Origin of the sequence: Streptomyces asoensis (assembly GCF_013085465.1) — a bacterium.
Classification (GTDB): domain Bacteria; phylum Actinomycetota; class Actinomycetes; order Streptomycetales; family Streptomycetaceae; genus Streptomyces; species Streptomyces cacaoi_A.
The window spans coordinates 234,116-246,905 of the sequence record NZ_CP049838.1 but is presented as its reverse complement, the minus strand read 5'-3'; the positions used below and the strand labels follow the sequence as shown (position 1 = coordinate 246,905).

The following is a 12,790-nucleotide window of genomic DNA, read 5'->3' as shown; positions in this document are numbered from 1 at the left end:
GCTCGACGGAGGTTTCCTCGGCCGCGCCGCCGGCTGATCTGCCGTCATCCTGGACTCCCGCACTCACTCGAAACCGATCAGTTTCCACTACAATAAACTGATCGGTTTCCGCATGTAGGTTCAAGCAGGGAGAATGCCGTCATGGGCAGGATCAGTGCGCAGGAGCGGCGTGAGAGCGTCATTCGCGCGGCGATCGCCGAGTTCGCGCTCAAGGGCTACCACGGCACCTCCACCGCGGCGATCGCCGAGCGGGTCGGCGTCACGCAGCCGTATCTCTTCCGGCTTTTCCCGGACAAGAGGGCGATCTTCGTCGCCGCCTTGGTGCGGAGCATGGAAGACACCCGCTTGGCTTTCGCGAGGGCGGCCGACGGGGTGGAGGGGGGTGAGCGAGCCCGGCAGGTGATGGCAGACGCCTATGCGCGGCTGATCTCGACGCGACCCGAGACCCTCCTGATGCAGATGCAGGGATATGCCGCCGTTGCGGCCGCCGAGGCGCAGGGCGATGACCTGATCGGCGAGGTCGTCCGGGCCGGCTGGATGAGTATCTGGGAAACCGTGCACCTGTCGCTGGGCGCTGATGCCGACAGGACCGCAAGCTTCTTCGCCTGCGGCATGCTCGGCAACACTCTTACGGCCATCGGGCTTCCCGCGAGCGCCGGGAGGTGAGGGAGTCTTCTGGACGGGCGACGCGTCAGCGCACGCCTGCCGCGTCGAGCAGGGTCGTCACGGTGGGCGCGACGAGCCCGGTCAGGTTGTCGGCCTGAATCCCCGCGCGGGCACTCGCGCCGTCGAAGACCAGGCTGAGCTGCCGGGCCAGCAGATCCGGATCGCCCGCCCCGCCCTGCTCGGCCTCGGCACGGAAGAAGGCCGTCAGATTCGCCTTGACCTGATGGGCCACGCGGCTCGCCGGGTGGCTTGGGTCCTTGAGCTCGACCTGCACGGCCAGATACCGGCAGCCCCGGAACTCGGGCGCCTCTGCCTGCGATTCCACCTGCTCGAAGACGTGCAGGATCCGCTCGCGGGGGGAGCGGCCGTCGTCCGCCGCAGGCAGGAGGGTCGCCACGTAGGCGGAGGAACGCTCCTTCAGGCTTGCTGCCAGGAGTTCGTCCTTGCTCTCGAACAGCTGGTACATGGAGCGCTTCGACACCCCTGCCGCCTTGCACAGCGCCTCGACGCCGATGCTGACGCCGTCTCGGTAGGTGAGCGTGGCCGCCGCCTCCAGCAACCGCTCCCTGGGGCTCAGTTTCACTTCGGTGGTCATACCGCGAGGTTAACCCGAAACGGACGAAATGAAAACCGATCGGTTTCCGGGGCCTCCGGGAGAGAGGCTCGGCGACGGCCTGAGGGAAGGGCCGTCGCCGAGCCATGACGGTGTGCGCGCCTGTCGTCCCCGTCAGGACGGCGCACACCGGGGCCACTCCGAGTAATGGCCCGCCTTGGGCGGCCTGCCGTCATGCCGGTACGGCGGTCTTCTCCGGCCTCGTATCCGCCGGGATGCGGTGCAGTCCCTCTCGGTCGTAAAAGAGGTGGCTGTCGCTCATGGCGTACGGGTCTCTCGGTCGGCGGCTGTGGCGCGTTTCGCCGGGGGCTGCCAGCCGCCGGTGACTTCTTTGACGGGCTTGTGGGGGAAGCGGCGCCGGGCGTATTCCTGTGCGTGGGAGTCCGGCAGGACGTACAGGGTTTCCTTCTTGTCCTGGAGCGGGCGCAGCACGGTGTCCATGAAGTTCTTGCGGTCGTCCAGGTAGGGGCCGAGGACGTCCTCGCCGGCGGGGCAGACGGCAAGGCAGTAGCCGGACTTGTAGCCGGGCGGCGAGCTGAGGCTCTGCCACAGGGAGGCGCTCTCGGAATCGGTGACGCGGGAGCGGTAGTCGGCGGCGTCCTCGCTGTCGGCCACCGTCTGCGCCCAGTCGGTGAACCCGCTCATGAACTCGCGGTAGTTGTGCGTGGTGCAGGCCAGCGCGTCGAAGGCGCCGTCCTTGGCGATGGCGCCGACCGGGCAGGCGGCGACGCACAACTTGCAGTCGATGCAGGGGTTGTAGTCCAGCGCTTGCCCGTACGCGCTGACCTCCGCGTCCACCAGGACGGTCACGAGTAGGACGAAGCTGCCGAACTTCGGGTGGATGACGTTGCGGTGCAGGCCCATCACGCCGAGCCCGGCGGCCACCGCGACCGTCTTGTGTGCCACCACCCAGATCCGCTCGCGGGGGAAGCGGTCCATTTCCTGGGGGAAGCCGACGGAGGGATTGAGCGCGCGGTATCCGGCGTCCTGGAGCGCCTGGGTGACGCTGCGGGCGGCGTGGTTGGCCTGTTCGTCGGTCTGGTGGAACTCCTGGTTGGCCACGCTGCGGGCAGGGGAGCGGCAGTTGTCGCGGTTCATCCGGACCGCCATCGCGATCAGGGTGCGGGTGCCGGGTAGTGCGGACTGGGCGTGTTCGCGCTCGCCGGCCAGGTCGGGGTGGTCCAGGCTGACCGCGGCGGCGTCGTCCGCGCCGGCCGCCAGGCACAGTTCGCGCAGCCAGTCCGCGTCGATCACCGCGGGCGGGCGGCCCACGTCACCGGCCCTGCGTCGGGCGAGTACGGCCTGTACGGACGGGTGGGCCGCCAGCTTCGCCGGGAGCGGGGGATGAGCGGGTTGCCCTTCGGTGTCGCGCGCGGTAGTCATCCGTGCTCCTGGGGGTGTGGGTACGTGGCTTGCCACCACGGGTGAGAAACCGATCAGTTTCACCACCGTAAACCGATCGGTTTTCGCGTGCAAGCCCAAGCGGCGAGCCTGTCCTTCGGGCTGTCGATCAAGTTCCTCGCGGACGTTGGTGATCGATCGCCAGGCGGTCGGGCGTCGGCCCGCGAGTCGGGGCGGGGTGCTGGCCTTCGGTCGGCAACGGGCGTGGACCCATGGGAGTTGCTCGGTCGCCGGTGCTCGGCTGCGGCTCACCGAGCGCATGGCTCGCCGAGGCCGCTCGTCACGCGATGCGTCAGCGCATGTCCGCCGCATCGAGCAGGGCGGCCACGGTGGGGGTGATGAGCCCGGCCTGTGCGTCGGCTTTGATTCCAGCTCGGGCGCTGGCGCCGTCGAAGACCAGAATCAGCTGACGGGCCAGCAGGTCCGGATCGCTCGCCCCGCCCTGTTCGGCCTCGGCGCGGAAGAAGCCTGTCAGGTTCTCCTTGACCCGACCGGCCACCCGGCTCGCGGTGTGGCTCGGGTCCTTGAGCTCGATCTGTACGACGAGGTACCGGCAGCCCTGGAAGTCGGGTGCACCCGCCTGCCTCTCCGCCTGTTCGAAGACATGCAGGATCCGCTCGCGGGGTGGACGGTTGTCGTCCGGCGCGGGAAGGAGTGCCGCCATATAGGCGGAGGCGCGTTCCTCCAGGCTCGCCGCCAGCAGTTCGTCTTTGCTCTCGAACAGCTTGTACATGGAGCGCTTGGACACCCCCGCCGCCTTGCACAGCGTGTCGACGCCGATGTTGACGCCGTCTCGGTAGGTGAGCGTGGCCGCTGCCTCCAGCAGTCGCTCTCGGGAGCTTGCCATTGCTTCGGTGGTCATATTGCGAGGTTAACTCGATTCCGGCCCATTGAAAACCGATCGGTTTACGATGCTGGCCGGAGTGTGCTACGGCGCCGCCCATGGCCGAGTCGGTTCGGCGTCGCCGCCACGGTCTCCAGAATGGGCGGTGTGTCTCGCCGGCCTCGGAAGCTCGGCCCCCATCGTGCGTGCCCTCGACCGGCGATGACGGGTTTGCTGAGGAGGGAACGTACGGGACCGTCTCGGAGATGCCCCTGTCCTGCGCTGATGTGTGCCTGGAGGGCATCAATCAGCGCAGGACATTTCTCACCACGGTGGCTTCAGGCTCAGTGGGCGATCACAGGCTCGCCCTCCGACGGCGCCAGAGCTGAATTCGGCATCAGGAACGCCGTGAGCACCGCGCCGACCACGAAGATGCCGGCGCCCCACGCCAGGGTGGCCGTGTAGCTCTCGACCCCGGCCTGGGCCACGGTCAGCGCGCCGGGCTTGTGTGAGGAGAGGTAGTCGGTCGCGGCCGACGATGCAACGGTGGTCAGCAGCGCCGTGCTGATCGAGCCGCCCACCTGCTGGCTGGTGTTGATCAGGGCCGAGGCGACGCCCGCGTCCTCGTGGTGCACGCCTGCGGTCGCACCCTGGAACGCGGTGGTCATCACCGCACCGATACCGAGACCCAGCAGGATCATGCCCGGCATGATGTTGGCGACGTAGCCGCTGTCCAGCGTGAGCCGGGTCAGCAGGGCCATGCCGGACGCGGAGACCAGGAAGCCGGCGCTGACCACGGCCTTCGGGCCGACCTTGGGCAGCAGCAGCGAAGGCACCGTGGTCGACGAGGCGACGATGCCCCCGACCATCGGCAGGAAGGACAGACCGGCCTCGATCGGCGAGTAGCCGATGCTGGCCTCCAGGTAGTAGGTCAGGAACAGGAAGATCGAGAACATCCCCATGCCCAGGACGAACACGGCCAGGAACGAACCGCCCCGGGTCCGGTCCAGCACGACGCGCAGCGGCAGCAGCGGATGAGAGACCCTGAGCTCCAGCCAGGCGAACACCGCGAGCAGCACCACGCCGCTGATCATGGAGCCGAGGGCGACCGGGTCGGTCCAACTGGTGGATTCCACATGCGCGAACCCGTAGACGATGCCGAACAGCGCGGCGCTCACCACGACGGTACCGGGAATGTCGATCTTGGGTCGCTCGGTGACCACGGGCTTGGCCAGCAACAGCAACGCACCGGCCAACGCGACGCCCGCGAAAATGACGTTCACGTACATCACCCAACGCCACGACGCCCATTCGGTCAGCATGCCGCCGAGCAGGAGTCCGACCGCGGCACCCGCACCGGACAACGCGCTGAAGATACCGAACGCCTTCGGCCTCTCGGCCGGGTCGGTGAAGGTCACGCTGAGCAGCGAGAGCGCCGCGGGCGCGAGCAGCGCGGCGAACAGGCCCTGGGCCACACGCGCCGCGACGAGCATCTCGAAGCTGCTGGCCGCGCCGCCGACGACGGATGCGCCCGCGAAACCGATCAGGCCGGTCACGAAGGTCGTACGCCGGCCGAACAGGTCACCGAGTCGGCCACCGAGCAGCAGCAGGCTGCCGAACGCCAGGGCGTACCCCGTGATGACCCACTGCCGGCTGCCGTCACTGAAACCGAGGTCATGTTGCGCTTCGGGCAGCGCGATGTTCACGACGGTCGCATCGAGCGTGACCATGAGCTGCGCCACGCCCAGCACGACGAGCACCCACCAGCGCATGGCATGGGAGCCGCGGCGGCCCGAGTCTGTTTTCCCGGAGGCGGGCGCCCCGCGGTCGAAGGTGGTACTCACATTTCCCCTTAAGTCGCTGGTCATGGGCCGACCAGCAGCCGGAAACCGATCTGTTTCCACCTAGGAAAACAGATCGGTTTCCCAGGCGCAAGTGAACGGGTCGCTTCTGGCCCGGGACGGGCCCGACAGGGTTGAAGTCCGCGTAGGCCGACGACGCTGCCCCGCCAAGCGACTGGCTGATCGGCGTCGCGGCACGGCTGTCCTACAGGCGGAGCGCTCATATCGGCGTCGGACACCTTGCGCGGCACCGCCAAGACCACAGGACGCCCCAGGCGTACTTGGTCGGTGCGTCACCGACCGCGACCTTCGGGGTCCTGGTCTGGATCTTCCAGGCCGCCGGACCACCGAGACGTCGCCCCAGCGGAAGCCCACCACTGGAGCCTCCCGCATCTGCGACATCAGCGATCCCAAGGTCCCCGAGGGCAAGAGCGCCGGTCGGTTCGCCGCCGAGTCCTGGACCATGAAGGGAAGCCGCCTCGAACTGCACGACCTCGCCGTCGGTGGCGTGGTGACCGTGGACACGGCCGCCGCCCCCAAGCGAGTGCTCAAGTTCTCCGCGGCGGCCGCCACGATCCGCGACCTGCAGATGGCCGTACCCGTCGGCGGGCAGATCCAGCACATCGACGGAGCGCCCGGCTCGACGTCCACACAGCGAGGCGGCCGCATCACCAGGTACGTCGAGAACCTGACGGGCACCCTCTCCGGCGTCGAAGGCATCCCCCTGCCCCCAGTCCTGCGCCTCCATCTCACGCCCGACACCGTCCCGGAGTGGCTCTACGACACGGTCGGAAAACTCGACCTCAAGCTCCGACTCGGCTTGGACGACGCCGACATCGACCAGGCCGGTCAGGCAGGTGGCGGGCTCGTCATCCCGGGGATCCACGGGTACGGAACGCCCCGGTAAGTCCGGGGGGCCGGTTGGGCTTGCGTCTGGGAACCGATCGGTTTACCGTGATGGAAACCGATCGGTTTCTCGTTCTGTGGAGGCAGTCATGACCGCACTCAAGGGCGCCAGCGTCTTCGTCACCGGCGGCAGCCGAGGCATCGGCAAGGCCCTGGTGGAAGAGCTGTACGCGCGCGGTGCCGGCAAGGTCTACGCCACGGCCCGCGACGCGCGCACGGTGACGCACCCCGACGCGGTCCCGGTGGCGCTGGAGGTCACCGACCCGGCCTCCGTGGCGGCCGCCGCCGCGCAGGCGCAAGACGTGACCGTGCTGATCAACAACGCCGGTGCCTCGGTCGGCGCGTCGTTCCTCGACTCCCCGGTCGACGACGTACGCCGGGAGTTCGAGACCAACTTCTACGGCCCGCTGCTTCTCACCCGCGCCTTCGTGCCCCTCATCGAGCGCAACGGCGGCGGCCACCTCCTGAACGTGCACTCCGTGCTCTCCTGGATCGCGCTCGGCGGCTCCTACAGCGCGTCCAAGGCCGCCCTGTGGTCGCAGACCAACTCCCTGCGCCTGGAGCTGCAGCCGCGCGGCATCGCCGTCACCGGACTTCACGTCGGCTACGTCGACACGGACCTCGCGGCCGGTGTCGAGGCGCCCAAGTCCGACCCCCGTGCTGTCGCCGCACTCGCCCTCGACGGGGTCGAGACGGGAGCGTACGAGGTGCTCGCCGACGACATCTCGCGGCAGGTCAAGGCCGGCCTGGCCGGCGACCTGGCCGGCCTGTACGCCCAGCTGGCGAAGTAACCCCCTTTACACCCGAGGAGTCGGCGAGATGCCCAGCCACGAGTCACGTCCCACGATCCACATTCCGGGAACCACCAGCCACACCCTCGCCCCGCGCGCGGGATCCGGCGGCCGCGAGGGGACCCTGCGCTACCTCAAGGCGGGCACCGGCGCCCCCCTGGTCCTGCTGCACACCGTGCGCACGCAGGCCGAGCACTTCCGCCACCTCATCCCGCTGATCGCGGACCATTACACCGTGTATGCCCTCGACCTGCCGGGGATGGGCTACTCCGAGATCGTGCCCGGGGCGTCGTACGACGAGCCGGCCATGCGCGCGGGCGTCAAGAGGCTCCTGACCGAACTCGACCTCCACGACGTCACACTGGTCGGGGAGTCCATGGGAGCGGTGCTCGCCCTGACCACAGCGGCCGATCTCCCGGAGCGGGTACGACGCGTCGTCGCGGTGAACACCTATGACTTCCGCGGCGGAATCGCCCGGTCGAGCCTCCTCGCCCGCGTGGTCGTCACCGGTGTCCTCGCCCCAGGGGTAGGTCCGGTGATCGCCGGGGTGGAGCCCAAGCCCGCCCTCAGCAAGATCCTGCAGGGCGGCCTCGGCGACAAGAGCGCACTGCGCGAGGACTACGTCGACGAGCTCCTCCAGGTGGGCGGCCGCCCCGGCTACCCGACTGTCGCCCGGGCCGTGTACCAGGCCCTGCCCAGTCTCATCGCCGCCCGCTCGCGCTACCCCGAGGTCAAGGCGCCCGTCCACCTCGTCTACGGGGAGAAGGACTGGTCCCGTCCCTCGGACCGGCAGGCGAACAAGAACCTGCTGCCGGCCGCCGACTTCACACAGGTGCCGGGAGCGGGGCACTTCATCGCGCTGGAAAGGCCCGATGTCCTGGCCGACCTGTTGAACTCGGTGGCGTGAGGTCCACGAGCGTCCATCGGGCAGATTACCCGAACAAAAGACACACTACTCAGATTCCCCCGACCTCAGTCTTCACTCGGGCACTGGATGTTCATTCTGCCAGCCAGTCTCTCAGATGTCATAAATCGCGGCCTTCGTCAGCGCCATCATCAACAATGCCGGCGTCCTGCTGCCAGTGACCCGCTCGCCTAGAGCAGCGAACACAAATTCATGAAACCGGAGGGAGCATTAACAATGAGTGCGAATTCGCAGAAGAAGAAGTTTTATGCCCTGAACATGTTTGACGTGGTCGACTTGGAGAAGTACCTCGCGTATTTCAGTCGTTTGCCCGAAGCGGCTCCGCAGTATGGTGGTCGAATGGTGGCGTTCGGTCGTTTCCGAGACAGCGTAGCCGGTGACATCGCGCCGCGGCAGGTCCTGTTTCTCGTTGAATGGGAGTCCGAAGAGGCGTTCATCAGCTTCCGGGACGATCCGGCCCTGGCCGACTTGCATCCGCTGCGGGAGAGCGGGGCGGCGTCCTATGTCTGGCAGACGTTTGATGGTGTCGATATGAGCGACCCCGCCAACGTCTCACTCGACGATGTACTGGCGGTACTCAAACCCTAAAACCCGCATCCCTACGGAGCCGAAGCCGGATGAGCCAGCCGACGAATCGTCGGCTGGCGCGTCATCGCCCCGCGCAGTCTGTTCAACCAGCGCCCGGCCGAAGCCATGGACCGCCAGATTACGGAAAGCCGAGTAAGCCTCACATCATGACTGAACAGGCGAAGCCGACGTTCCGAGAGCGGCTGCTGGAGGCAGCGGCCACGCTCGCCTACCGCGACGGCGTCACTATCAGCGTCGAGGCGTTGTGCAAGGCGGCGGGGGTGTCCAAGCGCTCGGTGTACCAGCTGTTCGAGAGCAAGGACGACCTGCTGGCGGCGGGCCTGGAGCGGCGAGCCGCTTCCTACGCCGCCCGTCTCCTGCCTGAGGCAGGAGACGGGCTTTCCGCCCGGGGGCGGATCCTGCATGTCTTCGAGCAGTTGGAGTCGCAGGCGGGGGCGCCGGAATTCCGGGGCTGTGCGTACCAGGCTGTGCAGATCGGCCTGAGGGATCAGCGCCACCCCGCCAGCCGGGTGGCCCACCGGGTCAAGGGGAACCTGATGGCCTTTTTCCGTGCCGAGGCCGAACAGGGCGGGGTGAGCGATCCGGGACGGCTGGCCCGGCAGCTGATGGTGGTCTTCGATGGCGCCAGCGCCCGTGCGGGGATCGGCGCCGACAAGCTGACGGGGCTCGTCGCGCCCATGGCGGCCTTCCTGCTCGATGCGGCAGGCATGCGCTGACGCATCGCCTTTGGAGCTCCCCGGGCAGACGGATGCGCGTTGCGATGGAGCGTCGACAAACCTCCCTCCCGGCTCAACGGGAGGAAGGCGCAGGGCTCCGGCCGCACAGGTTCAACCCGTTGCGAAGAGTCCGGTGCCGGCCGACGCGTGTCTGCCGGGGTTGCGGACGACGGCCGGGCGCCGGTGCAGGGTTGCCGGGTCTACGGTCATCCAGGCTGCCTGGCACCTGCATCTGTCCTGGCCGACCGTGATGGGCGCCTTCCGTGCCCGGGATCGTGAGGTCGTCGAGGTGCCACTGCCTGAGACCTTGCCGCACGGAAACCGATCGGTGTAACGTGTTGGAAACCGATCGGTTTCCCAGAGGGGTTCTCGATCGCCTCGCGTACTGATCACGTGCGTACTCAACCTCGGGAGTCGAACGCCATGTCTTCTCACACCACCTCCAATATCTTCGTGATCGGCGGTACGGGGGCTCAAGGAATGCCCATCGTCCGCTCTCTTGTCGCCGACAAGAAATACTCCGTCCGGGTTCTCACGCGCGATTCCAGCTCCCCCCGAGCCCAGGCGCTCCTCGCGCTCGGCAACGTCTCCCTCCTCGAAGGGTCGTTCGCCGACGAGGATGTGCTGCGGGAAGGGTTTCGAGGCTGTGACGGCGTATTCCTCAACATCGACGGATTCAACACCGGTGAGAAAACGGAGACCTACTGGGCGATCCGCAGTTACGAGATAGCGATTGAAGAAGGAATCAAGTTCTTCGTCTACGGAAACCTCGACTACACCCTCAAGAAGTCCGGCTACGACTCAAGGTTCCGCACCGGGCATTATGATGGTAAAGGCCGCATGGCCGAATGGGTGCTGTTTCAAAATGAAAAGAACAGGGACCGGATGGGGGTAGCGGTCTTCACGTCAGGTCCCTACATTGAGATGGTGATCTCACCGCTCACGCCCATGACGCCCAGCGTTGAAAACGGTGTCGTCACGTGGCGAGTCCCTCTCGGCGAGGGAGCCGTTCCTCACGTGGCACTGGAAGACTGCGGCTTTTACGTGCGCTGGCTCTTCGATCATCCGGAGCGCGCGAATGGCATGGACCTTGAAGTCGCCATCGAGCACATGGCATATGCCGACATGGCTGCGGCGTTCGAGAAGGTCACCGGGCATCCGGCGCAGTACATCGACACTGATCTGGACACTTATTGGAACGCGCCGGACGTGAAGGGCATTGCTGATCAGCCCGCCGGTTACAACGCCGATCCCAACGACAAAAGCACCATGAGCTTCCGGGACAACTTCACGGGCTTCTGGAATACGTGGAAGCACGGAATCATCACCCGGGATTACGCTCTGCTCGACGAAATCCACCCCAACAGGATCAGGAGTGCTGAGGAGTGGTTCCGCCGGGAGGACCAGGTGGGAAGGGAAATCGGTAAAGGCAGTCTCTGGGAGAGGGTCCAACCGGAGAACTGGAGCCTCGACTCTGCGATCCTCAAGAGCAGTGCCGATATGAGGACGGGCAAGTTGTAAACGGGTGAGCGGTATGGCGGCTCGGTAGATGCTGAGCAATGAGTTGAATGTTCGTGATCTTCGCCGGGAGTTGCTGCCGGGGAGCGTACGGCTCCGCGGCGGTTCGTCCGACAGCGACGGCCGTGTCAGCGCAGGTCGTGCGCGTACGTGGTGACGGCGCTGGGGTCAGGTCCGGGAAAGCCCCGTACTCGCCGATCCCGCTGTCGCGGATGGCATTCGTGAAGCGGCCTGCCGGAGCTGGGCAGCGGTGACGGCCGTGGCGGCGGGACCGAGCCGGCGAGCGTCCGGCACTGCGGTCCACGAGGTGCGGCGAGGCGACGCAGCACGGGCATCGTCGACCGGCGGACCTTCACGGTGCGATCGTCCAGACCGGGGCGGAGCCCTACCGCCTCGCCCACACCAAGGCGCAGGCCGAACGCGCCGCGGCCGGCTGAGCCCGTCCCCCGGTCAGGGACGGCGGCTCCGGCGGTGCCGATGGCCCGCCGCCCCACCCGCTCATGGCCGCCGGCGTGCCTTTCCCGGACTGGCCCCTGGAGCGAGTGCGCCGCGTCGAGGCGGCGGGTGCCGATCAGGGCTCGGGGGCAGGCGTGGTCCGAGAAGGTCTCGATCTTCAGGCCGGCTGCGTGCCGGTGCTGATCTGTTGGGTGAGCTTGAGCAGTTCTTCGACGTGGTAGATCTCGGTGATCTTGCCGTCGACAACGCGGACGATGTCGGTGCCGGTGATGTCGACCGGGTTGCCGCTGGCGGCGAAGCCGAAGGCGTCTCCGGTGTGGGTCCCGGTCATCCGCCAGTGGAGGACCACCCAGCCGCCGGGAAGCTCCTGCTGGAACAGGATCCGGTGCTGCGTGCCGGTGAATCCGTCGCGGACCGCGGCGATCAGCACTCGCATGCCGTCGATGCCCGAGGCGGCGCCGTCAGCGGGGTTGTGGTCGATCACGTCGGGGGCGAACACCTCGTCCGCTCCGGCGACGTTGCCGGTGTCGTAGAGCTCAAGGTTGCGCGCGGCGACCCGCAACGCGGTGGTCGTGGCCGAGCGCACCATCTCGCTCGCGGTGTTGGCCGTACTGATCGCGGTCATGAGGTTCTCCAAGGAGTGGGGGTGCGGGCTGCTCCGGCTATAGTTCCCTGAGGGAATCAGTTCCCTCAAATGAACTAATGGGGAGAGCATGAGTGAGCTGGATCACCCTTTGCCGGAATGTCCGATCGCCCGGTTCCTGACCGTGCTGGATGGGCCCTGGGCGACGCTGATCGTGAGGGAGTTGCTGACCGGCCCGAAACGCTTCACCGAGCTGCGCGCCGGGCTTCCGGGGATCAGCCCCAAGACCCTGTCCTCACGGCTGCGACGATTCGTACTCCTAGGGCTGGTCACCCGCACGGCCTATGCGGAGATCCCGCCCCGCGTGGAGTACGAACTCACCCCGGCAGGCGCACGACTCGAGGTCGTGCTGGCCACCATGGGCGCCTGGGCCGAACAAGACCTTCCCCGCACTGGCGCGTTCCCTATCGAAGATCGGTAACCAGGGCCCGCCGACTGCCCAGCCCTGAGCGCAAAAGAGTGGTCAAGGCGACCGAAACAGCGCCTGACAGGATATCTCGTGCATAAAGGGCGGCTGGCCGGCACGGCTTGGAGAATCCGGGCCCGCAGACGAGCATGCAGCGGCACAGTGACATCGATTCCCATCGACATTGATCATGAAAACGCGCGCCAGGTGACTCCCGAACTCAGGTCGAAACGGGAGAAGTGGCACCCCCGTTGGTCGCGCCGGAGCAATAGGACATCGAGATCGCTGTGATCTCGGAACGAGTAGCCGACCGCGAGCTCGATGGCGTAACCCCCGGCAACCCACCAGGGGACCTCGACCGACGAGAACAGCGTCGCTACATCGGCCAGGGCTGCCGGCTCCCAGGGACCCCACGGTGTCTCGGTGCGTGTCACTCTGCGAGGCTGCTGGTGCATGATCATTCACGGCACTGTGGGCAGAGCCATTTCCAGAGAGCC

13 protein-coding genes and 1 pseudogene are annotated in these 12,790 nt (G+C 67.1%); 8 read left to right on the top strand and 6 right to left on the bottom strand.

Annotated elements, in window-relative coordinates; all coding sequences use genetic code 11:
- Positions 1–141 precede the first annotated feature (141 nt).
- On the top strand, positions 142–666 hold the full coding sequence (locus G9272_RS01190; protein ID WP_171394767.1) for a TetR/AcrR family transcriptional regulator: 525 nt from the start codon (positions 142–144) through the stop codon (positions 664–666).
- A 25-nt stretch (positions 667–691) separates the two neighbouring features.
- Here the strand turns inward: G9272_RS01190 and G9272_RS01185 are convergent, their stop codons facing one another.
- From G9272_RS01185 to G9272_RS01170, 4 genes are all read right to left on the bottom strand, one after another.
- Entirely contained in the window at positions 692–1,261 is a 570-nt protein-coding gene (locus G9272_RS01185) for a TetR/AcrR family transcriptional regulator (protein ID WP_171394766.1), read from the bottom strand.
- Between the two features lie 276 nt (positions 1,262–1,537).
- Positions 1,538–2,662: a 4Fe-4S binding protein gene (locus G9272_RS01180; protein WP_171394765.1), complete on the bottom strand. Its 1,125-nt coding sequence runs from the start codon at positions 2,660–2,662 to the stop codon at positions 1,538–1,540.
- Between the two features lie 310 nt (positions 2,663–2,972).
- Entirely contained in the window at positions 2,973–3,542 is a 570-nt protein-coding gene (locus G9272_RS01175) for a TetR/AcrR family transcriptional regulator (protein ID WP_171394764.1), read from the bottom strand.
- A 305-nt stretch (positions 3,543–3,847) separates the two neighbouring features.
- Entirely contained in the window at positions 3,848–5,371 is a 1,524-nt protein-coding gene (locus tag G9272_RS01170; RefSeq protein WP_437184357.1) for an MFS transporter, read from the bottom strand.
- A gap of 436 nt (positions 5,372–5,807) precedes the next feature.
- Here G9272_RS01170 and G9272_RS01165 point away from each other — a divergent pair, with 436 nt between their 5' ends.
- From G9272_RS01165 to G9272_RS01140, 6 genes are all read left to right on the top strand, one after another.
- Positions 5,808–6,251 (top strand): hypothetical protein, encoded by a 444-nt coding sequence (locus G9272_RS01165; RefSeq protein ID WP_171394763.1) that lies wholly within the window; start codon positions 5,808–5,810, stop codon positions 6,249–6,251.
- An 88-nt stretch (positions 6,252–6,339) separates the two neighbouring features.
- Positions 6,340–7,041 carry an SDR family oxidoreductase gene (locus tag G9272_RS01160; protein WP_171394762.1) on the top strand — a complete coding sequence of 234 codons (702 nt, stop codon included), beginning with the start codon at positions 6,340–6,342 and terminating at the stop codon, positions 7,039–7,041.
- 28 nt (positions 7,042–7,069) lie between these two features.
- Positions 7,070–7,948: an alpha/beta fold hydrolase gene (locus G9272_RS01155; RefSeq protein ID WP_171394761.1), complete on the top strand. Its 879-nt coding sequence runs from the start codon at positions 7,070–7,072 to the stop codon at positions 7,946–7,948.
- A gap of 234 nt (positions 7,949–8,182) precedes the next feature.
- Complete coding sequence (locus G9272_RS01150; RefSeq protein ID WP_171394760.1) at positions 8,183–8,554, top strand: DUF1330 domain-containing protein; 372 nt, start codon at positions 8,183–8,185, stop codon at positions 8,552–8,554.
- 146 nt (positions 8,555–8,700) lie between these two features.
- Positions 8,701–9,270 (top strand): TetR/AcrR family transcriptional regulator, encoded by a 570-nt coding sequence (locus G9272_RS01145; protein ID WP_171394759.1) that lies wholly within the window; start codon positions 8,701–8,703, stop codon positions 9,268–9,270.
- Positions 9,271–9,693: 423 nt separating this feature from the next.
- On the top strand, positions 9,694–10,791 hold the full coding sequence (locus G9272_RS01140; RefSeq protein ID WP_171394758.1) for an NmrA family NAD(P)-binding protein: 1,098 nt from the start codon (positions 9,694–9,696) through the stop codon (positions 10,789–10,791).
- A gap of 610 nt (positions 10,792–11,401) precedes the next feature.
- Here the strand turns inward: G9272_RS01140 and G9272_RS01135 are convergent.
- The gene (locus G9272_RS01135) at positions 11,402–11,869 is read right to left on the bottom strand and encodes an ester cyclase (RefSeq protein ID WP_171394757.1); all 468 of its coding nucleotides are present in this window, start codon (positions 11,867–11,869) and stop codon (positions 11,402–11,404) included.
- Between the two features lie 88 nt (positions 11,870–11,957).
- Between G9272_RS01135 and G9272_RS01130 the strand changes: the two genes are divergently transcribed.
- Positions 11,958–12,308 carry a winged helix-turn-helix transcriptional regulator gene (locus tag G9272_RS01130; protein WP_123995091.1) on the top strand — a complete coding sequence of 117 codons (351 nt, stop codon included), beginning with the start codon at positions 11,958–11,960 and terminating at the stop codon, positions 12,306–12,308.
- 236 nt (positions 12,309–12,544) lie between these two features.
- Here the strand turns inward: G9272_RS01130 and G9272_RS44655 are convergent.
- Positions 12,545–12,727 (bottom strand): annotated as a pseudogene (locus G9272_RS44655) (nucleotidyltransferase domain-containing protein); the annotation flags it as partial.
- Positions 12,728–12,790 lie beyond the last annotated feature (63 nt).

Coding starts and splice junctions, on each gene's coding strand:
- G9272_RS01145 (WP_171394759.1), top strand. CDS start 8,701: ATGACTGAACAGGCGAAGCCGACGTTCCGAGAGCGGCTGCTGGAGGCA.
- G9272_RS01185 (WP_171394766.1), bottom strand. CDS start 1,261: ATGACCACCGAAGTGAAACTGAGCCCCAGGGAGCGGTTGCTGGAGGCG.
- G9272_RS01160 (WP_171394762.1), top strand. CDS start 6,340: ATGACCGCACTCAAGGGCGCCAGCGTCTTCGTCACCGGCGGCAGCCGA.
- G9272_RS01150 (WP_171394760.1), top strand. CDS start 8,183: ATGAGTGCGAATTCGCAGAAGAAGAAGTTTTATGCCCTGAACATGTTT.
- G9272_RS01165 (WP_171394763.1), top strand. CDS start 5,808: ATGAAGGGAAGCCGCCTCGAACTGCACGACCTCGCCGTCGGTGGCGTG.
- G9272_RS01175 (WP_171394764.1), bottom strand. CDS start 3,542: ATGACCACCGAAGCAATGGCAAGCTCCCGAGAGCGACTGCTGGAGGCA.
- G9272_RS01135 (WP_171394757.1), bottom strand. CDS start 11,869: ATGACCGCGATCAGTACGGCCAACACCGCGAGCGAGATGGTGCGCTCG.
- G9272_RS01130 (WP_123995091.1), top strand. CDS start 11,958: ATGAGTGAGCTGGATCACCCTTTGCCGGAATGTCCGATCGCCCGGTTC.
- G9272_RS01140 (WP_171394758.1), top strand. CDS start 9,694: ATGTCTTCTCACACCACCTCCAATATCTTCGTGATCGGCGGTACGGGG.
- G9272_RS01180 (WP_171394765.1), bottom strand. CDS start 2,662: ATGACTACCGCGCGCGACACCGAAGGGCAACCCGCTCATCCCCCGCTC.
- G9272_RS01170 (WP_437184357.1), bottom strand. CDS start 5,371: ATGACCAGCGACTTAAGGGGAAATGTGAGTACCACCTTCGACCGCGGG.
- G9272_RS01190 (WP_171394767.1), top strand. CDS start 142: ATGGGCAGGATCAGTGCGCAGGAGCGGCGTGAGAGCGTCATTCGCGCG.
- G9272_RS01155 (WP_171394761.1), top strand. CDS start 7,070: ATGCCCAGCCACGAGTCACGTCCCACGATCCACATTCCGGGAACCACC.